The organism is Algoriphagus taiwanensis, from assembly GCF_036245645.1.
GTDB lineage: Bacteria > Bacteroidota > Bacteroidia > Cytophagales > Cyclobacteriaceae > Algoriphagus > Algoriphagus taiwanensis.
Window position 1 is genome coordinate 74,278 of the sequence record NZ_BTPE01000011.1, and the last position, 24,200, is coordinate 98,477.

Genomic DNA, 24,200 nt, shown 5'->3' on the forward strand with positions numbered 1-24,200 from the left:
ATTCGGATTAATTCTCAAAATTATAGTCCCGCTAGTCCGGAGATATCTGTTTTTACTTTTACCTGGCAGTTCTGGAAGAGCTCGTGATCCTTGTAAGAAGTGATATTATCCTCTCCGTCCATGAGGTAGAACCGGGTAAAGTGCAAATCCTCCCAATTTTTCTCCTGAAGGCATATTCTCATCGGGTTACTCTCAATGTTGGGGCTGATGCTTTCGTCCCAAATCCCATCATAGATGATATCCTGAGTTTTTCCCTTGCCATGTGCATTGTAAATGCTGACCATTTGACCCAATTCACGGGTCAGGTCAGGAGTAGAAAGTTTTTTTCTTTTGTACTCGTTGTCATGCACATAGATATCCATAGTATAGGGTGACCAGTTGGGTGCCTCAGCCGGAAATCCAGTAACCTGATAGCTGGCGATGGATACCCCCGAGGTTTTGTTGTTATGGATTCGGTTGTTGTAGATTTCTACTTCTTTTGCAGCCAAAAGCACGATTCCGCTGCCGGGAGGGATCATGGTCACGGTATTGCCGTTTGGACCGTCACCGATTGGGGTTGCAAAATTTTTGTGATTGTTGTCGATGATGTCGTTATCGTAGATTTTTGTGCCTTTGCCATCTGATTTGGGCAGTCCGGGGAGGTTAAAAACCAAAATACCACCGGAATTATTTCTTGCCGTATTTCCGAAAACCTCCGCATTGTCTGAATTTTCGATCTCTATACCGGCTACATTTCCAAAAGCCAGGGAATTTTTCACCACGATATTTTCGGATTGACCCACGTAGATTCCTGCGTCTTTGGAGTGAGAGGCGATGCACTCGTCAATCATCACATTTTTACACTGCACAGGATAGATGGCGTAGGTTCCGTTTTTTGATTTGTCTCCGTTGGTCCAGGTGACATTTAGCCGGCGGAATGTAATCCCGTCCGAATGTTGGGATTTGATTCCATCTCCTGGTGCATCCTCAATGGTTAGGTCTTCGATGGAGATTTGATTTCCTACGATTTTCACTCCTTCTCCGCCTGTTTGCAGGTTGCGGAAGGAAAGCACTGTCTTGTCCATTCCCGCACCTTTGATTTTGACTCCGGTCTTATTGTCCAGAATCAATTGGGTGTTCAGGTTGTAGAACCCTTCCGGAATGATAATGGTCGAAGAATCTTCAGCGAGGATAAAGGCTTCCACAATGGCTTCCGTTTCTTCCAGACTTGCTCTTCGGATTTTAGAAGTGTCAAAAGTCTGCTCATAAGTGGAGGAGTCGCAGCCCATGAGAATGAGCCCCGAAAGAAGAAAGAGGGATAGTGCTTTTAGAGTTTTCATTTGTGCGTGGGGATAAAGACTTCAAAAGTACTTCGATCCATAGGTTTTCTTGTTTGAGAAAAATCAAAAAATCAGATTTTGGCACGGATTCGTGATAGGGTCTCTATGCTCATGTCCAAGTAGGAGGCGATCTGTCCGACAGATGCTTTTTGGATGACTTTGGGTCGATTCTCCATCAATTCAAGATACCTTTCCCTTGCAGATTTAAATTTGGCAAAGACCAACTGCTCTTCGAGTGAGATGTAATATTGCTCTAGAAGCAGGCGATAGACACGCTCCAAGCTGTGATGACTATCAAAAAGACCGATCAAGTCGTCGTGGTGAATTCTTGCCAGACGAGTCGGTTCCATCGCTTCAATGGATTCATAGGATGGGTTTCGGGAGATGAAAGAATACATGGAGGTGGTAAATTCGCCCGGAAGAGTGAAGGAAACCGTGACGTCTTTATTGTCCTTATGGTAATAGCTTCTCAGCGAGCCAGCAGTGACAAAATACAAATAGTCACAGATCGTTTCTGACTTCTCTACAAGTGTTCCTCGCTCTAGGTCAATCCATTGGAGCTTTTCTTCGAAAGCGGCCTTGGCTTCTTGGCCCAGTTCGGGGAAATTCTCCAAGGTTCTTAAAATGTTTTCCATGAACTTAAAAATTTCAATTTGAAATCATATTTCAGATTTCAAGCGTTAGTTTTGAGGAATTTAAAAATTTATAGGGTTATGAAAAAGGTTTTGCTGTTATTGTTTGTAGTAGGTTTAGTTGGATCGGCTCATGCGCAGTTTGGACTTAGAGCTGGATTTACCTCCTCTAATTTCTCAGACACCAACTTCGATCCACGATCTGGATTTCATGCCGGTGTGTATTACGGGTTTGGCGAAAACTTTTTGAAGGTAGAGCCCGGGCTGTTTTTTTCTCAAAAGGGATATACCGGAACCGACGATCAGGGAAGGGCTATCGACGAGCAGCTTAATTATGTGGAGATTCCTGTTCTTTTCCGAATGAGTCTTATCCCGGCCCTCAATGTGTTTTTGGGGCCACAGATTTCTTTCCTTGCTTCTAGAAATTACCAATTAGGAGATGAGACGTCCACAAGCTTGGAAGTATTGACGGGCTATGATTTGGCCGGGGTGGCTGGAGCTCAGGTAGTTTTGCCCTTTAATTTCAACCTTCAGGCAAGTTATGATTTCGGCCTTCGATCCTTAAATTATTTCAATACTTCAGTGAAAAATCAGGCCTTCAAAGTCTCTTTAGGCTATTCTTTTTGAGCCAAAAGCCAATAAACTCTAAAATCCCGGCCCACCTAGGCCGGGATTTATTTTTTTATCCGATCCGGATTTTCTTCCAAAAACGATTTCCAACCGGCATTTCTTCCCCGGGTTTGTACCCTTCCCTCATGGAAATGATGACAAAGCGCCACGGCTAGAGCATCTGTGGCGTCCAGCAATTTGGGCAATTCAGCGATGCCCAAAAGGGTCTGAAGCATGGCAGCCACCTGTTCTTTGGAAGCATTTCCATTTCCTGTGACGGATTGCTTGACTTTTTTGGGAGAGTATTCGGTGATTGGGATTTCCTTGGAAAGGGCGGCCGCCATGGCTACTCCTTGGGCACGACCCAGCTTGAGCATGGATTGCACATTGGCCCCATAAAATGGAGCTTCCAAAGCCACCGAATCCGGGGCAAATTCCTCGATGATTCCCGTGATCCGTTCAAAAATCTTTTTCAGCTTGAGTTCGTGGGTAGCATACTTTTTCAAGTGAATGACCCCGTATTGCAGGATTTTGTATTTCTTGCCTTCCGTGAGAATAAGCCCGTAGCCCATCACGGTGGTGCCCGGGTCAATTCCCAAAATGATTTTTTCTTTCAGCGGTTTTTCTACTTCTTTACTCACCCCTGCAAGTTAGCTTAAATGATGGTCTATTTTTATCTCCTTTGGATTTTCGGCTATTTCCTTTTACTCTTTCTCCTGGTCAAAAAGTGGCCTGCTGAAAAGAAAGCTTCCTTGAAGGAACCCGCTGATTTGCCAAGTATCAGCTTGATTATCCCCTTCCGGAATGAAGCTGAAAAGGTAGAAACTCTACTGGCGGAACTTAGGATAGTCGCTCCTGAAATCACGGAAATTCTATTGGTAGACGATCAAAGCGAAGATGCTTCCTTCTCTCTTTTTTCCGAAAAAGCCAAATCCAACTCCAAGATCCGAATCCACCAAAGTCCCGGAATAGGAAAAAAAGCTGCCTTGGATTATGGTATTCAACAGGCCAAGGGAGAGATCATCCTAACGACTGATACGGATTGTTTTTTTACCGAAGGCTGGGCAAAAGAGATGGCAGCCCCATTTCTGGATCCCCAAGTTCAGCTTGTCGCTGGTCCAGTACTGACGAAAGCTGACCCAAGAATTTTCCCGGAGGTGTTTCAGCAGATGGATTGGGCAAGTATTCTACTGGTCACCCAATTTTCTTTTCAATCCAGAAAGCCCCTTATGTGCAGTGGTGCAAATCTTGCCTTCAGAAAATCTGCCTTTGCCAGAGTGGGAGGCTATACGGGAAATCAGCACCTGCTTTCTGGAGATGATGAATTTTTGTTGAAAAAGATAAGCAAAGAGTTTGGTCCTGAGGCCTGCGTTTACCTGCCAATAAAAGAAGCTCTGGTCTTTACCCTCCCTCAGGCTTCTTGGTACGCTCTGATTAATCAACGTATTCGCTGGGCCAGTAAATGGAAAGAGCATGGATCAGTATTTCACGGCTTCACCGCGGTTTTGGCCGCCTTATCCCAATGGATTTGGTTGTTTAGTTTCATTCTCCCCATCGCAGGATCTTGGGGGATTTGGCTTTTTCTTGGAGTCTGGGCAGGAAAGCTTGCCTCCGAGAGATGGGCATTGGAAAAGGTCTTTCGAACCCTGGGAAGAATTCCCGGCAGGTATTGGGCTTTGACTTCGCTCTTTCACCCATTTTATGTAATCGGGGTGAGCATCGGATCGATCTGGGGAAAATTTGAATGGAAAGGCAGGTCCAACTGATTTTGCTTATTTTTGGATTCAAACCACCAACAATGACGGACGCTGAATTTGATCTTTTGGACGAGTTGTACTTTGTTCAGCATTTTTCCTACCTGAAAGACGCTTTGGGCTGGGAAGACTCGCAGCTTCTCGAGACCCTCCAATCCCTGTATTCCAGCGGGCTGATCAAATGCTTGGTCGGACCGGATGACGAACGTTTTGATCAGGTAAATATCTCTCTTGAAGGTAAAAACCTCTTTTATTTAGCCACAAAAAAGGGTCTGATGGCCCATAACGCACTTTGATTTTGGAAGGGCAAGCCTACAACAAATACCAGCGGAAGGAACTGGAGCTCAAAGCGCTCCTGGAAATCACTCAGGCGATCAATGAAAATCAGCCGGAAAGTGTTCTGCTGAATATTTTCAAATTCACCTGCTTGGTTCATTTGGAGATCAAAGCGATGATTCTCTATGTGGCCAAGGAAGGGGAGTTTGAAAAGAAAATCGCCCATGGCGTCAAAGGCAAGATTCCTGCAGTTTTACTTTCCAGTCAGGTAATCGATCACAAGGAAAGTGGAGAACTCAGACTTGACCTGTCTGGAGAATTTTCTTTCTCGGAGCTTGAGACCTATCTGCCGGTCTATCATAAGGAAAAATTACTTGCCTTGCTTTTTTTGAAAAGGAAGTCAGATGAGGTAGAGCTCGATTTGGATTTCACTCAGGCCATCACCAATATTCTGGTGGTAGCTTTGGAGAACAAGCGATTTGCAAGAAGACAAATTCAGCAGGAAGTACTCAACAGGGAAGTGGCTATTGCTTCTCAGGTTCAGCAGATGCTTTTCCCTTCCGATTTGCCCAATACCCAAGAGCTCAAGGCCAAAGTGACCTACTTTCCTCATAGCATGGTGGGAGGGGATTATTACGATTTGATCAGAAAATCCAAAGAAAAAGTCTACTTCTGTGTGGCAGATGTTTCCGGCAAAGGGATCGCTGCTGCGCTACTGATGTCCAATTTCCAGGCAGCGCTTCGGACTCTTCTCCGTAGTGACGCGAGTCTGGAGGTGATATTGCATCAGCTGAATTATACCCTGTTTGAAAACACCAAAGGGGAGCGGTTTATCACTTTTTTCCTGGGGGAATATGATTTTGGGAAAAAAAGACTTCGCTATGTCAATGCCGGGCATAATCCTCCTATCCTTTGTTGGGAAAAAGGAGGGAAAACTGAACTGCTCGAAGCAGGGACGACCATCTTGGGAGCTTTTGAGCAGCTTCCGTTTTTGGAGACCGGCGAGAGACAGAATTTGGACTGCTTTACCATTCATCTCTACACCGATGGACTCACGGAGACACTCAATGCGAATGGTGAGGAATTTGGGGAAGAACGACTGCAAAAATTCGTTTCTTCCCATATGTGCATGGATCCTGAACGTTTCCATTTGGAGTTTTTCCAGGAAATTGAGGACTTCAAGGGCCCGATTCCCCTTCGGGATGATCTGACATTTATGAGCTTAAGGTTTTCTTAGTCCATGGTTTTTCACGGTGTTCCCAGCCTGATTCAGCGACTTTTTCCCAATCGAGTCTGGGAAAATGAAACCGAGAGCCAATCGGTTTTTCTCACCTTTGATGATGGACCGGTACCGGGAGTGACAGATTTTGTCCTAAGGGAATTGGAAAAAAGAGGGCAAAAGGCCACTTTTTTCATGGTTGGGGACAATGTGCGCAAAAATCCCAGCCTGGCCAGAGAAGTGATTCAAGCCGGCCATCAGGTAGGAAATCATACCCATAACCATCTGAATGGCTGGAAGACAGATACGGAGAGTTACCTTTCCAACTTTGAAAAAGCAGAAAAGACCATAGAGGATGTGTTGGCTCAAAAAACCGAATACTTCAGGCCTCCTTATGGACTAATCACTTCCGCTCAAGCCTCTTCCATTCGGGCCACGCATCAGGTAATCATGTGGAGTGTGTTGAGTGGGGATTATAGAAAAGGGATATTGCCGGAAAGAGTGATCGAGCAAAGTTGTAAACGAACCCGCAAAGGAAGTGTGGTCGTCTTTCACGATCAGGAAAAGACCGCAGAAATCCTTCCCAAGGTGCTTCCGGTTTATCTTGATTTTTTGCTCAGTGAAGGATACCAAACCCAATTGCTTTGATCGCTTTTCTCAGTTGGCTATTTGTAGGTTGGGTCCTGCTTCAGTATTTGATTCTGCTGATTTTGATTCGGACCAACTGGAAGTCTTGGGGTATCACTTCTGATGACTTGCCACAAGTTTCTGTTTGGATAGCCTTGAGAAATGAGGAGAAAAACCTTCCCCGCTTGCTTCAAAGCCTGGATCGATTGGACTATCCAAAGAAAAAGCTTCATATCTTATTGGCAGATGATCAAAGTACGGACCGCACGGGTGAGATGATCATGCAGTGGGCTCAAAATCGCCCACATGTGGTTTGCATTTCTACCGACAAGAAGAATTCACCTAACCTGAGAAATGGGAAAGCGAATGCTTTAGCCCAATTGGAGCCATTTGCCGAGGGAGACTTTTATTTTTTCACCGACGGAGACTGCGAAGTGCCCCCCCAATGGATTCAGAAAACCTTGGCTGCCTTTTCCGAAAAAACCGGCTTGGTGATCGGGATTACCCGAGTTGAGGGGAAATCCTGGTTGGGAAAGATGCAGGAAATCGACTGGTGGAATACGCTCGGGATTGTCAAAGCAGTCAATGATTTAGGCTTTGCCACCACTGGACTGGGGAACAATATGGCGATTAGAAAAGAGGCGTATAAGGCCTGCGGCGGTTTTTCCGGTATTCCTTTTTCACTTACGGAAGACTTGGAAATTTCCAAAGCTATCCAAAAAACAGGTTTTCAAATGGAACAAGTCTTCAGTCCGGAAAACCTGGTTCAGACCAAGGCAGAAAGCTCTTGGGCTTTACTTCTGAAACAAAGAAAACGATGGATGGCTGGAGCGATGACCTTGAGTCTGGGCTGGAAAATACTGCTCGGCATGCAGGTTCTGTTTTTTCTTGGGCTTGGGGCGATGTTTTTCTTCCATTGGGCTCTAGCGATAGTTTGCTGGGGTGCAAAATTGGGTCTACAGGGAATGTTTTTCAGAAATCTGGCCTCCCGAACAAATCAAAAACTCCTCTGGTCGGACTTAATCTTCTTTGATTTTTACCTTTTGGCTGCCTACAGCCTGACGATTCTTTATTACTTTTGGCCCTCTCCCACGATTTGGAAGTCAAGACCCTATTCATGAATCTGATCGATACCCACGCCCATATTTATTCGAGCAAATTTGACTCTGACCGAGATCAGGTGATCGAGGAAATCCGAAGGGCTGGAATTGAGCGCATTTACATGCCTAATGTGGATGTGGAGACCATTGACCGCATGCTGGATTGCGAAAGTAGATATGGAGACCTGTGCATCCCAATGATGGGACTTCATCCCTGTGATGTAAAGGAGGACTTCCAGAAGCAGCTGTATGTGATGGAAGATTGGCTGAATAAAAGGTCTTTCGCGGCTGTAGGGGAGATTGGAACCGATTTATATTGGGACAAGACCACCTTTGAGATTCAAAAAGAAGCGCTTAAGATTCAATTGGCTTGGGCTTTGGAGAAGGATTTACCCGTCGTGCTTCATTGTCGTGAATCAATTGATGAAACCATTGACATCATCGAAGAGCACCAAAACGGGCAATTGAAAGGCATTTTCCATTGTTTTACAGGCAACCTCGATCAGGCAAAGCGAATCACCGCTTTGGGTTTTCTTCTGGGGATTGGTGGTGTAGCTACCTATAAAAATGGGGGGCTGGACCGAGTTCTGCCATTTATCGGAATTGAAAATCTGGTTTTGGAGACTGATGCGCCCTATTTGGCTCCGGTACCTCATCGGGGAAAAAGAAATACCCCAGCTTACCTTCCTTACATCGCCGAGCGAGTAGGGGACTTACTTCATGTATCTGCCGAGCAGGTCGCCTTGGATACTCAAGCCAATGCCCTGTCCCTATTCAAGGAATTGGAAAGATGAATTATAAAATCGTAAGACTTAAGACCACAGGCAATGGCCGAAATACCGCCTCGGTATTGATTATCTATACAGGTGGAACTTTGGGAATGGCTTATGACGAGTCAGGAGCCTTAGTGCCATTTAATTTTGGATTGATTCTGGAGAAGATTCCCATCTTATCCAATATGAATATCGCCATTACGGTCATTTCCTTTCCCGAACCGATTGACTCTTCCAATGTCACCACCAGGCACTGGAAGGATATGGCCTACATCATTTATGAAAATTACGACAGCTACGATGGGTTTGTGGTGGTGCATGGCACAGATACTATGGCCTATTCTGCCTCCATGCTGAGCTATATGCTCAAAGGGCTGAATAAACCGGTGATTTTTACCGGAGCGCAGCTTCCGATTTCTGCCATGCGTTCGGATGCCCGGGAGAATTTGGTGACTTCTTTGGAAATCGCCAGTGCCAAAGTCAACGGTCTGCCGATTGTCCCGGAAGTTTGTATTTTTTTCAATCACATGCTTCTGAGAGGAAATCGCTCCAAAAAGGTACAGAGTATTCACTTCGATGCCTTCGAGTCCGAAAATTATCCTCCGCTCGCTGAGGCCGGAATCGTGATCGACTACAATACCAATGCAATCCGACCCTATAAACCTGCCAAAAAGCTGGTCAATATGAATCAGTTGGATAACAATGTGATGGTGCTCAAGCTTTTTCCGGGAATTACGGAGAAAATTCTCGATCACAGTTTTTCTGTGCCTGGGCTGAGAGGGTTGGTTTTGGAAACCTATGGTTCCGGCAATAGTCCTTCAGAGGCTTGGTTCATGAAATCCCTGGAAAAAGCGATCAAAAAAGGGTTGATTATCCTCAATGTCTCTCAATGTAATGGAGGGCGTGTGATTCAAGGCCGCTATGAAACGAGCAAGGAATTGCTGGCAGTGGGGGTGGTCAGTGGGGCAGATATGACCACGGAGGCAGCTGTGACCAAGTTGATGTTTCTTTTGGGTCAGGATTTGACCACGGAGGAAATACGGACTCAACTAACCCAATCTTTGGCTGGAGAAATCTCTGGTTAGAAATCGATTTAGGAATTTTCGCCTTTGATTTGGATAAGGGTGGAATAATATTTTTCTTTGCACTCCGATTGAGAAAAGATCGGAAAATTCAACACAGAGAGGTGTCCGAGTGGTTGAAGGAGCACGCCTGGAAAGTGTGTATACCCCTAAAGGGTATCGAGGGTTCGAATCCCTTCCTCTCTGCAATAAAGCCAACTTTAGCAATAAGGTTGGCTTCATTATTTTATATCAAATCCCCAATCAATGTTCAGAAAAGGATAAGAACCCTACTCTGGGAGCCTGTGTTCGAAGATTGATTTCTTTGGATTTCGACCTATTGGTTATTCTTTTGAGACTTTTTTAGGAATTAATGCTTACTTTAAAAAGTAGCTTTCGTCTTTTTAATCATGAAAACCCAAAACCTCACTTTTCCCAATGCCTCTGGAGAGCAGCTTTCGGCCAAGTTATACCTGCCTCTGGATGAGCATCCTCGTTATTTTGCTCTCTTTGCTCACTGCTTCACCTGCTCCAAAAACTTCAAGGCTGTCAGTACGATATCAGATACCCTAAGCCAGCTGGGAGTGGCGGTTTTTAGTTTCGATTTTACCGGACTGGGAAATTCCGAGGGGGAATTCTCTACCTCGGGCTTCTCCTCCAATGTTTCCGATTTGATGGCTGCGTCTCGCTTTTTGGAGCAAAATTACTCCGCACCCAAATTACTCATCGGCCATTCACTCGGTGGAGCGGCGGTGATTTTCGCTGCAGCAAAATTAGACACTGTGGAGGCTTTGGTGACCATAGGCGCTCCCTCGAGTCCTGAGCATGTCAAGCATCTTTTTTCAGAGGAGCTGGATGAAATTGAAGAAAAAGGCAATGCCAAAGTCAATATCGGGGGCAGACCTTTTACTTTAAGTCAGGAGTTTGTGGAAGATCTGGAATCGCAAAATCTGGAGGAGGTCCTTCATGACATGAGAAAGGCCTTGCTGATTCTGCATTCTCCCCAAGACCTGATTGTGGAGATTGCCAATGCTGCCGAACTCTATCAGGCAGCCCACCATCCCAAGAGCTTTGTTTCCCTCAACGGTGCCGACCATTTGCTTTCCGACGCTGAGGAAAGTAGCTATGCCGCCGAAGTAATCAGCGCTTGGTCCAAAAAATATCTTCCTCACAGCAGACCCGAAAATGATGTGAAGGGGCACCAGGTGAAGGTCCGACTTGCTGGAGATAATTATACGACGGAGGTTTTGACTCCTTTCCATCATCTGATCGCAGACGAGCCGGAATCTGACGGGGGGAGAAATCTCGGCCCAACTCCCTATGATCTTTTGATGGCTTCTTTGGGGACTTGCACTGCCATGACTTTAAAAATGTATTCGGAAAGGAAAGGCTGGAAGTGGAAAGAGGTGGTAGTCTATTTGAATCATGAAAAAGTTCATCAAGAGGATAGTGCCGGTGTTGGAAAAAATAAGGGTGGGAAAATATCAAAGTTTACCCGCTGGATAGAAATTCAAACAGAAGAATTGACAGATGAGATGAAGGAAAAGGCCCTGGAAATAGCGGATAAATGCCCGGTGCACAAGACGCTTCATGAACCGATTGAAGTGGAAACCCGATTCAGAGAGCCGGAATCCTGAGGATTTGAATTGGACTAATCTCAAAGGAGCTCAGGTAATCTTGAATTTTAACAGAACAATTAGAAAAAATGAAAGCCATTTGGAATGGAAAAGTGATCGCAGAGAGTGATCAGACCATAGTCATTGAGGGAAATCATTATTTCCCCCCGCATTCTGTAAATAAGGAATTCCTCGTGGATTCGGATACCCATACCGTATGTCCCTGGAAGGGAACAGCCTCCTATTACACCCTTCAGGTAGACGGAAAGACCAATACGGACGCAGTTTGGTACTATCCTGAGCCCAAACCTGCAGCCGCAGGAATAAAGGGGTATTTAGCCTTTTGGAAAGGAGTAGAGGTCGGAAAATGAGTTCAAGAATTTGTTCTGAATGCTGAAAGCCATCACTTCCTCTTCTTTTCTGCTAAGGCTGACCTTTTCTGTATTGGTCATTTTTTTGATTTTGGCTTTGTTTTTTGGAGAGGGTTTGGCGGGTTTACTGGCTCAGGCGACAGGGTCAGTTTTAGGATACTTTGGAGGATTCTATTTATATCTGGGATTAGCTTCGGTTTTGATCTTAGGGATTCTTGCCGCGTCACCTTCCGGGAAAATCCAGTTTGGGTCGGGGCCGCCGGAGTTCAGCTGGTGGTCATGGCTTGCGATGTTGTATAGCACGGGAATGGGAGGAGGATTGATTTTGAGGGCAGTTCAGGAACCGGTTTTCTATTTTCAAAATCCCCCCAGGCCTGCTGATGTAGATGCCTCGATTTTTGCATTGGAATATACTTTTTTCCATTGGGGGTTTACTCCTTGGGCATTTTATGGATTGATGGCATTGGTGGTTGCCTATAGTCTCTATGTCAAAAAAGGTTCTGCCCTGAGTTCTGAGTCGCTTCTCGGCCGAGGAAGCCATCCCAAATGGGCAGGATTTATAGATTTATTCATCTTGCTATGTACCCTGTTTGGTGTAGTGGCAGGAGTAGGGTTGGGAAGCAGACAGCTGATGGAGGCTATCCGGTATTGGACAGGTTGGGATTATGCCCCGATTGCTGTAATTGTGCCTCTGTTTTTCATTTGTTTTTTGGCGACTATATCTGCTTTTCTGGGAGTGAGAAGGGGGATTCGTCTGATTTCCAATTGGAATATGGCCGGAGCTACTGCACTACTGGTTTTTGCCTGGGCTTTGGGTAGTTTTTGGGAAGTATGGAAAAACTTAGGTTTGGGATTATTCGCCTATTTGGGTGATTTCTTTACCCTAAGTCTAAATCTTGGTAGTGACCGAGTCAGTGATCAATTTCTGAAAGACTGGACCTATTTCTATTGGGCTTTTTGGCTTTCTTGGGCCCCTTTTACCGGGGTGTTTATAGCCAGAATTTCCAAGGGAAGGACTGTCAGAGAATTGATCATAGGCACTTTGATTGTACCTGCCTTGGGTACTTTCCTATGGTTCTCGGTTTTTGGCAGCAGATCATTTGCTCTGCTTGAGGCTGGCGTGATTTCCGACGATGATTTTGCCTCTATCTACAGTTCCATCCTGATTTTCTTTTCCTTCTTGCCTTTTTCCGTCATCAGCAACTTGGTGGTCACCGGATTGGTGGGGACATTTTTGATCACTTCGATAGACTCCGCCATTTTTGTCTTGAGTATGTTTTCTGATCAGGGAAAAGCCGAGCCCAATCCCCGAATTCGGGTTTTCTGGGGCGCAAGTATTTTCATTTTTACCGCATTATTGATCTGGATTGGGAGTGAAGGGCTTTTGGAGTCGGTGAGTAATTTATTGATTCTTTTTGCCTTGCCTTTCAGCCTGATTTTTATCTTGCTAGTCGGACATTTTATCTTCTACCAATTCAAACCTTTTCGCTCATGAATTCTTTAGAAGGCCTTCTGGCCAAATTTATTTCCATCAGAAAAAAGACGGAAGACATCTGTGTCCCCTTGGAAGTGGAAGATTACGTCCCTCAGCCCATCCCTGACGTTTCCCCTCCAAAGTGGCATCTGGGGCATACAACTTGGTTTTTTGAGCAATTTGTTCTCGTGCCTTTTGATGTGGGTTACCGTGTCTTTTCGGATGATTTTGCCTTTTTGTTCAACAGCTATTACAACCACGCCGGCAAGCGAGTTCTCCGACCTAATCGAGGATTAATGAGTAGACCGCCCGTACGAGATGTGTTGGCATACAGGGTCCATGTCACGGAGCGACTCTCCCAATTGATAAAAAGTGGAAATTTGAATCAGGAGGCCAGAGAAAGGATTGTTTTGGGTATCTATCATGAGGAGCAGCATCAAGAGCTATTGGTCTATGACTTAAAGTATATTTTAGGAAATCAGCCCACTTTTCCAGTTTACGGAGAGGGATTTAGAACCAAACCGCTTTCTGAGGGTAAATTCATTAAAGTCAGTTCTGGAGTCTATGAAATTGGATTTGAGGGTGAGGGCTTTTGTTATGACAATGAATTGGGTAGACATCGGGTATTCTTGGAGGAATTTGAGGTTTTCGAAAGCTTGGTGAGTAATGGGGAGTATTTAGAATTCATGAAGGCGAAGGGGTATCAGAATTTTGACCCTTGGCTGGATGAGGGCTGGAATTTTGTCCAAAAGGAACAAATCAAAGCTCCTCTGTATTGGCATGAGATAGACGGAGAATGGTGGAATTACACGCTCCGGGGTTTTGAGAAGGTAGACTGGGATCTCCCTGTACAGCATATTAGCTACTATGAGGCTCAAGCTTATGCATCATGGAAGGGATGCCGTCTTCCTACAGAATTTGAATGGGAGATAGCCTCAAAGCAGTTCAATTGGGGGCAGCTTTGGGAATGGACTGGTAGTTCCTATTTGCCTTATCCGGGCTTTAAAAAGGCTGAAGGTGCCTTGGGAGAATACAATGGGAAGTTTATGGTCAGTCAGCAGGTGTTAAGAGGAGCTTCGGTTGCGACCCCTGAAGAGCATTCCCGTCCTACCTATCGCAATTTTTTCCATCCTGCTTCTCGATGGATTTTTTCAGGAATACGCTTAGCTAAATAAAAAATAATGAATGATTTTGAGAATGATGTTTTAGAAGGCTTGGGGAGAAAAATCAAAAGCCTTCCTTCCAAATATTTTTATGATTCTGAAGGTTCGAGAATTTTTCAGGAAATAATGGATATGCCTGAGTATTATCTTCCCAGGGCCGAAATGGAGATCATCCATAATCAGTCGGAACAGATTTCCCAAAAACTCCGCCAACAAGAATTGGATGTGATTGAACTTGGTGCTGGAGATGGAAGGAAAATGGTCCACTTTCTCCGGGTATTAAGCAGGCATGTCCGCTCACTGACCTATTTTCCATTAGATATCTCGGAAAGCATTCTGAGAGAAAATGAAAAATTAATAAAAGGTCAAGTTCCGGATATCCAAATTAGCCCCCTAGTTGGGGATTATTTCCAAACCCTACAACAGATTCGAGAAAGGGAGATTCCCAGAGTAATTCTTTTTGCAGGGAGTAACATTGGTAATTTTCCGGATTCCCGTGCTTTGGTGTTTTTGGAGATGGTCAAAAGAGAGATGAAATCCGGAGATTGCTTTTTGTTGGGAGTGGACTTGAAAAAGCATCCCAAAATGATATGGGATGCCTATAGTGATCCCCATGGGATTACCGCTCGATTTAATCTCAATTTGCTCAAAAGGATCAACAGAGAATTGGATGCGGATTTTGAGGTGTCTGCATTTGATCATTTTGCCACCTATCATCCTTTGACAGGTGCTGCGGAGAGTTTTTTGGTTAGCCTGAAAAAACAAAAAGTCAACATTCGGGGGAAAGAATTCGAATTTCAGCCCAATGAGGTGATTCAAACAGAGATTTCTCAAAAGTATGACGAGGAAAAGCTGATGGAACTGGCCCAAAGTTCTGGGTTGACTTGGGATTCCAGTTATTCAGATTCTCAATCTTTATTTTCCTGGGTTTTATTTAAACGGTAATGACTCTAGTACTACTTGTATATCAAATGGTTAGTGAAACAGGTCTCTCATTTGGGTAGTTTTGGGCAATTTTGAAAACTTTAATTCCCAATAGAAAGGAATTAATTTAAGGTGTAGGGGTATATTAAAAGCTCCAAGATTAGTAAGCTATTGGTCCTTTATATTTTGAGTGAAAGAAGTCACAGGATATTGAGCGAATCTTCACCCATTCATGTAAAAATTGCCTCGATTTCGATTTAAACAGCCGATTCTTTCAAAAAAGTTAAAAGAGTCCCTTGTTTTTTGAATTTAAAAAATGATAACTTTAAAACTCGATTTTAATCTGGAAACCATTTAACCTTTATCAAAAGTCTATTTAAAAATCACATTATGAGAAAGTTAATCGCTTTGTTCATGCTTGCAGGGATTCTATTTGTTCCTGTTTTCGCTAACGCACAAGAAGCTTCAGCAGATTCAGCTGCCGCAGAAGCTGCCCCAGCAGTAGAAACTCCTGCTGCATCTCCAACCATGGTGGACGATGAGATCGTCGCTGAGGAGCAAAGCTTCCACCAGATCATCAAAGAGAAGTTTATCGAAGGTGATCCAGTTTACATGACCCCAGTATTGATCTGTTTGATTTTGGGTCTTGCAATTGCTTTGGAAAGAATCATCACTTTGAACCTTTCCACCACCAACACCAAGAAATTGATCTCTAAAGTAGAAGATGCGCTTTCTTCAGGAGGAATCGAAGCTGCAAAAGACGTGACCAGAAACACCAAAGGTCCAGTTGCATCTATCTTCACTCAGGGCTTGATGAGATACTCTGAAGGTATCGAGATGGTTGAAAAATCCATCATTGCTTACGGTTCAGTAGAAATGGGCCGATTGGAAAAAGGTCTTGTTTGGATCTCCCTTTTCATCTCTTTGGCTCCAATGTTGGGCTTCATGGGTACGGTAATCGGTATGATCTTCGCCTTCGATACCATCGAGGCAGCAGGTGATATCTCTCCTTCCATCGTAGCAGGTGGTATCAAAATCGCTCTCTTGACCACGGTAGCTGGTTTGATCGTTGCGATCATCCTTCAGTTGTTCTACAACTACCTGGTAGCTAAAATTGACTCTTTGGTTAATGACATGGAAGACGCCTCTATCTCCTTGGTAGACGTGTTGGTAAAGCACAAATTGACTGGAAAGTAATTATCGCTTCCCGTTTGTCTTAATCCGATTCTTAATTAACTAAAGAAAATAGTATGGATACTTATGATATTATGCTCTATGTGAGCTACGCTTTGGTAGGATTAGGAGCCTTGGTTTCTATCGCCCTTCCATTGATAAAGTCACTGGACAATCCTAAGGCCTTGTTGAAAACAGGTCTTGGAATCGTAGTGATCTTGGTTTTGTTCTTCATCAGTTATTCTATTTCCACTAATGAAGTACTGCCAAAGTTTGAAGGAGAGCCATTCAATCTCACTCCGGGTATGTCCCAAATGGTGGGCGGCTTTTTGATTACCACTTACATCCTCACTATCGTTACGGTAGTAGGAATTGTAATTACTGAGTTTAACAAAGCAATCAAGTAATTATGGCTAGGAAGAAAGGAAGAATGAGTCAGGAGGTAAACTCAGGGTCGATGGCGGATATCGCCTTCCTGTTGTTGATCTTCTTTCTCGTGACCACTACCATTGCTTCAGATAAGGGTATTTTGAATATCCTTCCTCCGAAGCTGGATCCTAATGTTCCGCCGCCAGATATTCAGAAAAACGAAAGAAACATCTTTAACATCCTCGTAAATGCCAATGACGATTTGCTGGTAGAAGGCGAATACAGAAGAACGGCAGAGGGTCTGGATAAGGATATCAAAGAGTTTGTTCTGAATTTTGGCGCGCCAGACGAGGAGGCCGTTGCTTTGTTCAATACTTTGCCTGCTTCTCTTCAAGCACAGGCATTAAGAAGACCCGAATCTTCTGATCATCCGGGAGAAGCTGTAGTGTCTATCAAGACTAACAGAGGTACAAGTTATGAGGTCTTTTTGGAGGTTTTTGACCTTGCCAAAAAAGCATATTTCGAAATTTATGGAGAAAGAGTGGGTTTGACCGCAGATGAATATCGAGCGCTTACCGGAGATGACGAAGCTTCCAAAGCTTTGCAAGATCGAGGAAAAGCTAATATTCCAATGGCAATCTCTATCGCAGAACCTGATAAAATAGGAGGAAATTGATATGTCAAAGTTTAAGAAAAAAACCAATACAGCGACAAGCATTCCTACCTCAGCTTTGCCTGATATTATTTTCATGCTTTTGTTCTTCTTCATGGTGACTACCGTGTTGAGAGAGCAGACCATCTTGGTAGAGCAGAAGATTCCTCAGGCGACTCAGTTGCAGAAGCTTCAGAAAAAGACCCTTATTTCTTATATCTACATCGGAAAGCCAAAGAATCCTTCTCTATATGGCTCTGAGCCTAGGGTTCAGGCTAATGATGTTCTGATTACCGCTCCGGATATCGTGCAGTGGGTCAATCAGGAAAGAGATATGCTTCCTGAAGCAGATCGTGGTTTGATTACCATCTCTCTCAAAGTAGATAAAGATGTGAAAATGGGTCCGATCTCTGACGTTCAGACTGAATTGAGAAATGCGGACGCAAGACGGGTACTTTACGCGTCTACAGGTAAGATTTATCAAGATTAAACAAGCGAATTCTTATATTTAAAGCCATCCTGATTATTCCGGATGGCTTTTTTATTGCACTATGAAAATAAAACTTAACAATAAGTCCAAGGTGCAGGGAGCTTGGGCCATGTATGATTGGGCCAATTCTGTCTACAGCTTGGTCATCACTTCTACCATCTTTCCAGTCTATTACAATAGCGTCACTCAAGGTGTCGATGGCTCGGATCGAGTTCAGTTTTTCGGATGGGAAGTCGTAAATACAGTTTTGTATTCCTATTCCATTTCCTTCTCCTATTTTGTGATTGCTATCTTTTCTCCCCTTCTCTCTGGGATTGCGGATGCTTCGGGCAAAAAGCTTCTCTTTATGAAGTTGTTCGCCTATTTGGGTTCTGTCTCCTGTGTGGGGTTATTTTTCTTTGATGGGTCCAATCTGGAATTCGGGATATTTTGCAGTGTCATGGCAAGTATAGGCTATGCAGGGAGTATTGTCTTTTACAATGCGTACTTGCCTGAAATCGCTGAAGAATCCGAGTACGATTTTCTAAGTGCCCGAGGTTTTGCCTTAGGTTATATTGGCAGTGTGATTCTTTTGGTTTTGAATCTAATCATGATTCAGTTTCCTGAGTTGTTTGGCCTATCAGAGGGAAGTCTCCCCGCCCGACTTTCATTTTTGATCACTGGCCTTTGGTGGGCTGGTTTTTCTCAAATCCCCTTTCGGTTTCTGCCGAATAATCCTTACAAAAAGAAAATCGAACATCAACTTTTCCTAAAGGGATATCAGGAGATCAGATCCGTTTGGCAAAGGGTAAAGCAAATTCCGGTGATGAAAAAGTACCTGGCTTCCTTCTTTTTCTATTCCATGGGAGTGCAGACTGTCATGTATCTCGCAGCTTCCTTTGGGGATAAAGAACTGGGCATGCCGGGAGATCAACTGATTCTGACGGTGTTGATTATTCAATTTGTGGCAATTTTAGGAAGCTACCTATTTGCATGGGTTTCTAAAAAGTTCGGGAATAAAATCAGCTTGATGATTATGGTTTTGATCTGGATAGGGATTTGTGGGGCGGCGTATTATGTCTATTCGGTGTATGAGTTTTATGCCCTAGCCTTTGTGGTGGGTATGGTGATGGGAGGCATTCAGTCTCTTTCCCGGTCCACTTATTCCAAACTCATTCCTGAGGAAACTACCGAACATGCTTCCTTTTTCAGCTTTTACGATGTCACCGAAAAGATTGCTATCGTTTTGGGTACCTTTACTTACGGTGCCATTGAACAACTTACAGGAAGCATGCGTAATTCTGCGGCTTCATTGGGAGTCTTCTTTTTGGTCGGATTAGGCTTCCTCCTGTTGGTTACCATTCCCAAAACTTCTCTTTCTCCAAAAACCACCTAATCCATGCTTAAGATTCTCTCAGGCGATCAGGTTAAGGAATTGGATAGTGCTCACATTCAAAAAGAAGGTATTTCCAGTCACGAATTGATGGAGCGAGCCGCCTTGAGCTTCATACGTTGGTGGGAATCTATGGTCTTTTCCAAAGCCCTTCCTGTTTTTGTATTCTGTGGGGCCGGAAATAATGGGGGAGATGGTTTTGCGATTGCTCGGTTGCTTTTCAAAGGTGGGTGGAATGTTCAGGTATTTCGATGCTTTGAAGAAGGAAATACACTATCTCCTGATGCACAGAAAAATCTGGATTGGATTCCTGAAGGGGTTCCGAATCATCCTTGGAATGAATTTGACCTGTCAAATGAGGGTGTGTTAATTGATGCTTTTCTTGGAGTTGGGCTGAAAGGCCCAATACGAAATTCTGCCTTTCCTATTATTGAGTGCATAAATTCCTTCCCAGGAATCAAAATATCCATTGATCTCCCAAGCGGCCTTTTGGCCGATTCTCCTTCAAATGGTCCGGTTGTAGAAGCTGACTTCACGGTAACCTTTGCCTTTCCCAAACTGGCTTTACTTTTTCCTGAAAATGCCCCATTTACCGGAAAAATCGTTTTGGCTGAGATAGGTATCAACGAGCCTATATATGAAGTTTTTCCCTCTCCCTATTTCTTTATTCAAGAAAAAGATATCCTTCCTAGGCATCGGGTTTTTGGTCAATTTTCTCATAAAGGGGATTTTGGAAAGATAGCTCTGCTCGCCGGAAGTAAAGGGAAAATGGGGGCTGCGATTCTGTCTTCCAAAGCAGCCCTCAGGACCGGTTCTGGTCTGGTCACGGCTTTTGTGCCAGAGTCCGAGAGAGGAATCATTCAAAGTGCCGTCCCTGAAGTGATGTGTGAATTTGAAGAAAGTCCGGACTGGAATAGGTTTGATGCCCTTGGTGTTGGGCCAGGCTTGGGTCTGGACAAAAAGGATTTGCTCCAAAAGACACTCAAAGGTTTTACCAAACCTATGATTTTGGATGCCGATGCAATCACTTTGCTAGCTTCAAATCGAGAAATGATTTCCCTAATTCCTAAGAACAGTATTCTTACGCCTCATCTTGGTGAGTTAGAACGCTTGATAGGTAAATCCTCCGATCATTTGGATAGGCTGAATCGGGTGAAGGAATTTTGTCTGCAATGGCAACTGAATGTCCTGATCAAGGGCGCATATTCTGTGATTTCTCTGACTGATGGCAGACAACTTTTCAATTCATCGGGGACTCCCTATATGGCCACTGCGGGAGCGGGGGATGTACTTACCGGGATCTTGACTTCCTATTTGGGACAGGGGTATTCTCCTGAGAACGCGCTAATCTGTGGAGTATATCATCATGGGAAAGCAGGAGAATTAGCGGGTAATCAATACCGGAGGTCTACTATCGCTTCGGATATTTTGGAAAAAATCGGAGAAACTTATTTGCTCTTAAATGTTTTGTGAAAAAATGAGAGCAGAATCAAACTTAATTTTTCCTGATGCGGTTTTCAAGCCATAGATTTTTATGAACAGCAAAGAAAAACCGCTGCTTTGGACACTGGCAGCAATTAATTTTATCCACATAGTAGATTTCATGATTCTCATGCCTCTGGGACCCCAGTTGATGAGGATATTTGAAATTAGCCCCAGTGAATTCAGCTTGTTGGTTTCCTCCTACACTATCAGTGCTGGAATTTCCAGCTTTTTAGGGGCCTTTGTTTTGGATCGTTTTGACCGAAAAAAGATTCTACTTTGGGTCTATGTGGGATTTACGATCGGGACTTTGGGGTGTGCTTTGTCCCCAAACTACCCTATTCTACTTATTGCAAGGGTGCTGAGTGGAGTTTTTGGAGGTTTGACTTCTGCTTTGATTTTGGCAATTATCGGAGATGTGATTCCTTATGAGCGAAGGGGCCGGGCTATGGGATTGGTCATGTCTGCTTTTTCTTTTGCCTCTGTAATGGGAGTACCGATAGGATTGTTTTTGGCAAGCCTTTCGGATTGGCATATGCCATTTTATATCCTCACTGGACTTTCTTTTCTCAGTTTAGGGATGATATTCAAGTTTATCCCATCCATTCGTGATCATATGGATCAGGAACTTACCAAGCCCAGTCCCATGGAGGTGATTTCCAGAGTGACTGGCAATGTCAACCAAATGAAGGCCATCAGCCTATCGGTAATGATGATGTTTGGGCAGTTTATGATTATTCCCTTCTTAAGTCCATTTAATGTCGCCAATGTGGGATTTACGGAGATTCAGCTCACTTACATCTACATTGCGGGAGGTGGTTTTACGGTATTTACTTCTCCCTGGGTAGGAAAGCTGTCTGATCGACATGGAAAGCTGAAAGTGTTTACCATCTTCATGTTGCTCAACTTGATTCCCATTGGGGTGATTACCCACTTGGGAGTGACACCGATTCCTTTTGTGCTGATGATTACCACGATGTTTTTTGTCACATCCAATGGACGGTATGTACCTGCAGCGGCAATTATCACCGGAACTGCAAAACCCGAGAACAGGGGGAGTTTTCTTAGTTTTAATTCCGCTGTGCAGCAGTTAGCAGCTGGACTGGCCTCGCTGATAGCGGGACTGATTATCGGGGAAAATGAAGCCGGACAGCTGACCAATTTTAATATTGTGGGATACCTTGCCATTTTCTTCAGCATCCTTTGTATCCCATTGGCAAGAAGGGTGAAAGTAATCAGTTAAGGACGTTGATTTGGGGTTTGAATTCAGAAATGAATTTGGCAAATTGATTGATTCAATGATTTTCAAATGTCCCAGTCTGAATCCAATGTTTGCGTAAGCTGTGGAACCCGCCTAGAGGGCTCTTTTTGCCATGTATGTGGAGAAAAGCAGATCGACGCCAAGGATAAAAGAATAACCTATTTCATTGAGGAGCTAATCTCCTCCATTTTCGTCGCTGACGGGAAGTTTTTTAAAACAATCAAATTGCTCCTAACCCAACCGGGTGAACTGACCAAAAGCTTTGTGGATGGGATTCGTAAAAAATACCTTTCTCCTCTTCAGCTTTTCTTTTTTGCCAACTTAATTTACTTCCTTTTTCCCTTGATCTCTACCTTCAATACGTCTCTGGAGATCCAAATGTATAACCTTCCTTACAGTGACTTTGTCAGGCCAGTAGTGGAAAATTACCTTGAAGTTAATCCTGAGCAAGCAAGTACATTCAAAACTTCCTATGAAAGTACCTCCAACTCTAATGGGAAGTTGCTTTTGATTTCGCTGGTTTTTTTGCAGGGACTGTTTTTGAAATTACTTTTCCTTAAAGACAGGAGGTTTTTCCTCATCGACTTTTTTGCCGGATCGGCTTATTTCTATGGGTTTTATATTTTGGTTTTCTTGGTCCTCTTTCCAGCTCTTATCGGGCTGATTGATTGGTTTGGAGAGTTTCAGTTCAATTCTTTTCTCAATGAACTTACCCTTTCTGTTTTTTTTCTTGTGGGAATCTTTGGGTATCAGTTTTTCCTGATCAAAAAAGCCTACTCAGTCAGTACACCAGCCGCAATTTGGAGAAGTATTTTATTGGCAGGATTTATCATTCCCAGCTTTACTATTTATCGTTTCCTTCTTTTTTGGGTCACGTTTTGGATGATTACCTAAAAAAAATCCCCGAACTAAGCCGGGGATTTTATTCTTAAAATTCTGCGTTTCCTGGTGTTCTTGGGAAGGCAATTACGTCCCGGATATTTCCCATTCCGGTGACAAACTGCACCATTCGCTCAAATCCCAAACCAAAACCTGCATGGGGAGTGGATCCAAACCTACGGGTGTCCAAAAACCACCACATCTCTTCAATTGGGATATGCAGCTCTTCCATTCTTTTCAGAAGTAGGTCCAGTCTCTCTTCTCGCTGCGAGCCACCGATGATCTCCCCAATTCCAGGGAATAGAATATCCATGGCAGCCACGGTTTTGCCGTCTTCGTTTTGCCGCATGTAGAAGGATTTGATCTCTTTAGGATAGTCTGTCAGAATTACCGGCTTTTTGAAATGCTTCTCTACCAGGTATCGCTCATGCTCAGACTGCAAATCTGCCCCCCAAGATTCGATCAGGTATTGGAATTTCTTCTTTTTATTAGGGTTTGAGTTTCTCAGAATATCGATTGCCTCAGTGTAGGTGATTCTGACAAATTCATTGTCTACCACAAATCGGAGTTTATCCAAAAGTCCCATTTCTGATCTCTGGTCCGCCGGTTTGGATTTTTCTTCCTCTTCCAATCTGGATTGAAGGAATTTTAAGTCCTCTTGGCAGTGCTCCAGGGCGTAACTGATCAGGTATTTCAAGAAGTCCTCTGCCAAATCAGCATTGTCCTCGGCATCATAGAAGGCCATTTCCGGCTCAATCATCCAGAACTCAGCCAAGTGCCTGGTAGTATTGGAGTTTTCCGCACGGAAGGTGGGGCCAAAGGTGTAAATCTCAGAAAGCGCCATAGCCGCCAGCTCTCCTTCCAATTGGCCGGAGACAGTTAGGTTAGCTTCCCGCTCGAAGAAATCCTGCTTGAAGTCTACTTCGCCTTCTGGTGTGCGAGGAGGCTTGGATATATCCAAAGTGGTGACTTTGAATGTCTCTCCGGCTCCTTCTGCATCAGAAGCTGTGATGATCGGGGTGTGGATGTAAAAGAATCCTTTATCATTAAAGTATTTATGCACGGCGAAAGCCAAAGCATGGCGTACTCTAAATACGGCGCTGAAGGTATTGGTACGCATTCTCAAGTGGGCGATTTCTCTCAAAAATTCCAGCGAATGCTTTTTAGGCTGTAGAGGGTATTTTTCAGGATCTGCCTCGCCCAGTACTTCTATGGTTTTTGCGTTGAGCTCGGAGCTTTGACCTGCCCCTTGAGACTCAACTACATTCCCGGTGATTTTCAGACAAGCCCCTGTGGTACATTTTTTCAAAATCTCCTCTGCAATAAGATTTGGGTCAGCCACCACTTGGTAGTTGGTAATCACAGAGCCGTCATTTAGTGCAATGAATGAGACGTTTTTGTTACTTCTTTTGGTTCGAACCCAGCCCATCAAGGTGATTTCCTGTCCGATTGGGTTTTGTTCGAGTATGGTCTTGATTTTGACCCGCTTGTTGAATGCCATGGGTGAATTTGTTTGGGAAAAATAGATTTCCTGCCTGAATAAAATGGAATGCAAAAAAACGATTAAATCACGTTTTTATCAAAAAATTGCCTCTTTTTCCTAA

Annotated in this window: 25 protein-coding genes and 1 tRNA gene; 22 read left to right on the forward strand and 4 right to left on the reverse strand. The window is 44.0% G+C overall.

Features of this window, described 5'->3' with window-relative positions:
- Positions 1 to 20: 20 nt before the first annotated feature.
- Together AAA938_RS14955 and AAA938_RS14960 are read right to left on the reverse strand one after the other, a co-directional pair.
- Positions 21 to 1,319, reverse strand: a complete 1,299-nt coding sequence (locus tag AAA938_RS14955; protein ID WP_338229551.1) for a parallel beta-helix domain-containing protein — start codon at positions 1,317 to 1,319, stop codon at positions 21 to 23.
- Between the two features lie 71 nt (positions 1,320 to 1,390).
- Entirely contained in the window at positions 1,391 to 1,954 is a 564-nt protein-coding gene (locus tag AAA938_RS14960) for a Crp/Fnr family transcriptional regulator (RefSeq protein WP_338229552.1), read from the reverse strand.
- A 78-nt stretch (positions 1,955 to 2,032) separates the two neighbouring features.
- On the opposite strand from AAA938_RS14960, the gene AAA938_RS14965 reads away from it, so the two are divergent.
- Positions 2,033 to 2,578, forward strand: coding sequence for a porin family protein (locus AAA938_RS14965; protein WP_338229553.1), 546 nt, complete (start codon positions 2,033 to 2,035; stop codon positions 2,576 to 2,578).
- Positions 2,579 to 2,625: 47 nt separating this feature from the next.
- Here the strand turns inward: AAA938_RS14965 and ruvC are convergent, their stop codons facing one another.
- Positions 2,626 to 3,201 (reverse strand): crossover junction endodeoxyribonuclease RuvC, encoded by a 576-nt coding sequence (ruvC, locus tag AAA938_RS14970; protein WP_338229554.1) that lies wholly within the window; start codon positions 3,199 to 3,201, stop codon positions 2,626 to 2,628.
- Between the two features lie 18 nt (positions 3,202 to 3,219).
- Between ruvC and AAA938_RS14975 the strand changes: the two genes are divergently transcribed.
- The 21 genes from AAA938_RS14975 (at position 3,220) to AAA938_RS15075 (ending at position 22,611) form a co-directional block, all read left to right on the forward strand.
- Positions 3,220 to 4,326: a glycosyltransferase gene (locus AAA938_RS14975; protein ID WP_338229555.1), complete on the forward strand. Its 1,107-nt coding sequence runs from the start codon at positions 3,220 to 3,222 to the stop codon at positions 4,324 to 4,326.
- Positions 4,327 to 4,358: 32 nt separating this feature from the next.
- A complete protein-coding gene (locus AAA938_RS14980; RefSeq protein WP_338229556.1) occupies positions 4,359 to 4,610 on the forward strand; it encodes a hypothetical protein in 252 nt (83 codons plus the stop codon).
- 2 nt (positions 4,611 to 4,612) lie between these two features.
- Positions 4,613 to 5,827, forward strand: a complete 1,215-nt coding sequence (locus AAA938_RS14985; RefSeq protein WP_338229558.1) for a PP2C family protein-serine/threonine phosphatase — start codon at positions 4,613 to 4,615, stop codon at positions 5,825 to 5,827.
- Positions 5,828 to 5,830: 3 nt separating this feature from the next.
- Complete coding sequence (locus AAA938_RS14990; protein ID WP_338229559.1) at positions 5,831 to 6,457, forward strand: polysaccharide deacetylase family protein; 627 nt, start codon at positions 5,831 to 5,833, stop codon at positions 6,455 to 6,457.
- The gene (locus AAA938_RS14995; protein ID WP_338229560.1) at positions 6,454 to 7,557 is read left to right on the forward strand and encodes a glycosyltransferase; all 1,104 of its coding nucleotides are present in this window, start codon (positions 6,454 to 6,456) and stop codon (positions 7,555 to 7,557) included. Before AAA938_RS14990 ends, AAA938_RS14995 begins: the two co-directional genes overlap by 4 nt.
- Positions 7,554 to 8,330: a TatD family hydrolase gene (locus AAA938_RS15000; RefSeq protein WP_338229561.1), complete on the forward strand. Its 777-nt coding sequence runs from the start codon at positions 7,554 to 7,556 to the stop codon at positions 8,328 to 8,330. Before AAA938_RS14995 ends, AAA938_RS15000 begins: the two co-directional genes overlap by 4 nt.
- On the forward strand, positions 8,327 to 9,394 hold the full coding sequence (locus AAA938_RS15005) for an asparaginase (protein ID WP_338229562.1): 1,068 nt from the start codon (positions 8,327 to 8,329) through the stop codon (positions 9,392 to 9,394). Before AAA938_RS15000 ends, AAA938_RS15005 begins: the two co-directional genes overlap by 4 nt.
- A 95-nt stretch (positions 9,395 to 9,489) precedes the next feature.
- Positions 9,490 to 9,577, forward strand: a tRNA-Ser gene (locus AAA938_RS15010).
- A 203-nt stretch (positions 9,578 to 9,780) separates the two neighbouring features.
- Positions 9,781 to 11,007: a bifunctional alpha/beta hydrolase/OsmC family protein gene (locus tag AAA938_RS15015; protein WP_338229563.1), complete on the forward strand. Its 1,227-nt coding sequence runs from the start codon at positions 9,781 to 9,783 to the stop codon at positions 11,005 to 11,007.
- Positions 11,008 to 11,075: 68 nt separating this feature from the next.
- Complete coding sequence (locus AAA938_RS15020) at positions 11,076 to 11,357, forward strand: DUF427 domain-containing protein (protein WP_338229564.1); 282 nt, start codon at positions 11,076 to 11,078, stop codon at positions 11,355 to 11,357.
- 19 nt (positions 11,358 to 11,376) lie between these two features.
- Positions 11,377 to 12,852, forward strand: coding sequence for a BCCT family transporter (locus AAA938_RS15025; protein WP_338229565.1), 1,476 nt, complete (start codon positions 11,377 to 11,379; stop codon positions 12,850 to 12,852).
- Positions 12,849 to 14,006, forward strand: coding sequence for an ergothioneine biosynthesis protein EgtB (gene egtB, locus AAA938_RS15030; protein ID WP_338229566.1), 1,158 nt, complete (start codon positions 12,849 to 12,851; stop codon positions 14,004 to 14,006). Before AAA938_RS15025 ends, egtB begins: the two co-directional genes overlap by 4 nt.
- 6 nt (positions 14,007 to 14,012) lie before the next feature.
- Complete coding sequence (gene egtD, locus AAA938_RS15035) at positions 14,013 to 14,939, forward strand: L-histidine N(alpha)-methyltransferase (protein ID WP_338229567.1); 927 nt, start codon at positions 14,013 to 14,015, stop codon at positions 14,937 to 14,939.
- A gap of 369 nt (positions 14,940 to 15,308) precedes the next feature.
- On the forward strand, positions 15,309 to 16,115 hold the full coding sequence (locus tag AAA938_RS15040) for a MotA/TolQ/ExbB proton channel family protein (RefSeq protein ID WP_338219886.1): 807 nt from the start codon (positions 15,309 to 15,311) through the stop codon (positions 16,113 to 16,115).
- Between the two features lie 53 nt (positions 16,116 to 16,168).
- The gene (locus AAA938_RS15045; protein ID WP_338219885.1) at positions 16,169 to 16,498 is read left to right on the forward strand and encodes a hypothetical protein; all 330 of its coding nucleotides are present in this window, start codon (positions 16,169 to 16,171) and stop codon (positions 16,496 to 16,498) included.
- A gap of 2 nt (positions 16,499 to 16,500) precedes the next feature.
- Positions 16,501 to 17,136 (forward strand): ExbD/TolR family protein, encoded by a 636-nt coding sequence (locus AAA938_RS15050; RefSeq protein ID WP_338229568.1) that lies wholly within the window; start codon positions 16,501 to 16,503, stop codon positions 17,134 to 17,136.
- 1 nt (position 17,137) lies between these two features.
- Positions 17,138 to 17,602, forward strand: a complete 465-nt coding sequence (locus AAA938_RS15055; RefSeq protein ID WP_338219883.1) for an ExbD/TolR family protein — start codon at positions 17,138 to 17,140, stop codon at positions 17,600 to 17,602.
- Between the two features lie 61 nt (positions 17,603 to 17,663).
- A complete protein-coding gene (locus AAA938_RS15060) occupies positions 17,664 to 18,977 on the forward strand; it encodes an MFS transporter (RefSeq protein ID WP_338229569.1) in 1,314 nt (437 codons plus the stop codon).
- A 3-nt stretch (positions 18,978 to 18,980) separates the two neighbouring features.
- Complete coding sequence (locus AAA938_RS15065) at positions 18,981 to 20,447, forward strand: NAD(P)H-hydrate dehydratase (protein WP_338229570.1); 1,467 nt, start codon at positions 18,981 to 18,983, stop codon at positions 20,445 to 20,447.
- Positions 20,448 to 20,508: 61 nt separating this feature from the next.
- Positions 20,509 to 21,699: an MFS transporter gene (locus AAA938_RS15070; RefSeq protein ID WP_338229571.1), complete on the forward strand. Its 1,191-nt coding sequence runs from the start codon at positions 20,509 to 20,511 to the stop codon at positions 21,697 to 21,699.
- A gap of 66 nt (positions 21,700 to 21,765) precedes the next feature.
- Positions 21,766 to 22,611, forward strand: coding sequence for a DUF3667 domain-containing protein (locus AAA938_RS15075; RefSeq protein ID WP_338229572.1), 846 nt, complete (start codon positions 21,766 to 21,768; stop codon positions 22,609 to 22,611).
- 34 nt (positions 22,612 to 22,645) lie between these two features.
- Here the strand turns inward: AAA938_RS15075 and asnS are convergent, their stop codons facing one another.
- On the reverse strand, positions 22,646 to 24,097 hold the full coding sequence (gene asnS / locus AAA938_RS15080; RefSeq protein ID WP_338229573.1) for an asparagine--tRNA ligase: 1,452 nt from the start codon (positions 24,095 to 24,097) through the stop codon (positions 22,646 to 22,648).
- Positions 24,098 to 24,200 lie beyond the last annotated feature (103 nt).

Excerpts from the sequence above, each read along its gene's own strand:
- AAA938_RS14960 (WP_338229552.1), bottom strand. The coding sequence starts at position 1,954 with ATGGAAAACATTTTAAGAACCTTGGAGAATTTCCCCGAACTGGGCCAA.
- asnS (WP_338229573.1), bottom strand. The coding sequence starts at position 24,097 with ATGGCATTCAACAAGCGGGTCAAAATCAAGACCATACTCGAACAAAAC.
- AAA938_RS15000 (WP_338229561.1), top strand. The coding sequence starts at position 7,554 with ATGAATCTGATCGATACCCACGCCCATATTTATTCGAGCAAATTTGAC.
- AAA938_RS15020 (WP_338229564.1), top strand. The coding sequence starts at position 11,076 with ATGAAAGCCATTTGGAATGGAAAAGTGATCGCAGAGAGTGATCAGACC.
- AAA938_RS14965 (WP_338229553.1), top strand. The coding sequence starts at position 2,033 with ATGAAAAAGGTTTTGCTGTTATTGTTTGTAGTAGGTTTAGTTGGATCG.
- AAA938_RS15025 (WP_338229565.1), top strand. The coding sequence starts at position 11,377 with ATGCTGAAAGCCATCACTTCCTCTTCTTTTCTGCTAAGGCTGACCTTT.
- AAA938_RS15055 (WP_338219883.1), top strand. The coding sequence starts at position 17,138 with ATGTCAAAGTTTAAGAAAAAAACCAATACAGCGACAAGCATTCCTACC.
- AAA938_RS14990 (WP_338229559.1), top strand. The coding sequence starts at position 5,831 with ATGGTTTTTCACGGTGTTCCCAGCCTGATTCAGCGACTTTTTCCCAAT.
- egtD (WP_338229567.1), top strand. The coding sequence starts at position 14,013 with ATGAATGATTTTGAGAATGATGTTTTAGAAGGCTTGGGGAGAAAAATC.
- AAA938_RS15060 (WP_338229569.1), top strand. The coding sequence starts at position 17,664 with ATGAAAATAAAACTTAACAATAAGTCCAAGGTGCAGGGAGCTTGGGCC.
- AAA938_RS15075 (WP_338229572.1), top strand. The coding sequence starts at position 21,766 with ATGTCCCAGTCTGAATCCAATGTTTGCGTAAGCTGTGGAACCCGCCTA.
- AAA938_RS14980 (WP_338229556.1), top strand. The coding sequence starts at position 4,359 with ATGACGGACGCTGAATTTGATCTTTTGGACGAGTTGTACTTTGTTCAG.
- AAA938_RS14975 (WP_338229555.1), top strand. The coding sequence starts at position 3,220 with ATGATGGTCTATTTTTATCTCCTTTGGATTTTCGGCTATTTCCTTTTA.
- AAA938_RS15070 (WP_338229571.1), top strand. The coding sequence starts at position 20,509 with ATGAACAGCAAAGAAAAACCGCTGCTTTGGACACTGGCAGCAATTAAT.
- AAA938_RS15045 (WP_338219885.1), top strand. The coding sequence starts at position 16,169 with ATGGATACTTATGATATTATGCTCTATGTGAGCTACGCTTTGGTAGGA.
- AAA938_RS14955 (WP_338229551.1), bottom strand. The coding sequence starts at position 1,319 with ATGAAAACTCTAAAAGCACTATCCCTCTTTCTTCTTTCGGGGCTCATT.
- AAA938_RS15015 (WP_338229563.1), top strand. The coding sequence starts at position 9,781 with ATGAAAACCCAAAACCTCACTTTTCCCAATGCCTCTGGAGAGCAGCTT.
- AAA938_RS15005 (WP_338229562.1), top strand. The coding sequence starts at position 8,327 with ATGAATTATAAAATCGTAAGACTTAAGACCACAGGCAATGGCCGAAAT.
- AAA938_RS15040 (WP_338219886.1), top strand. The coding sequence starts at position 15,309 with ATGAGAAAGTTAATCGCTTTGTTCATGCTTGCAGGGATTCTATTTGTT.
- egtB (WP_338229566.1), top strand. The coding sequence starts at position 12,849 with ATGAATTCTTTAGAAGGCCTTCTGGCCAAATTTATTTCCATCAGAAAA.
- AAA938_RS15050 (WP_338229568.1), top strand. The coding sequence starts at position 16,501 with ATGGCTAGGAAGAAAGGAAGAATGAGTCAGGAGGTAAACTCAGGGTCG.
- AAA938_RS15065 (WP_338229570.1), top strand. The coding sequence starts at position 18,981 with ATGCTTAAGATTCTCTCAGGCGATCAGGTTAAGGAATTGGATAGTGCT.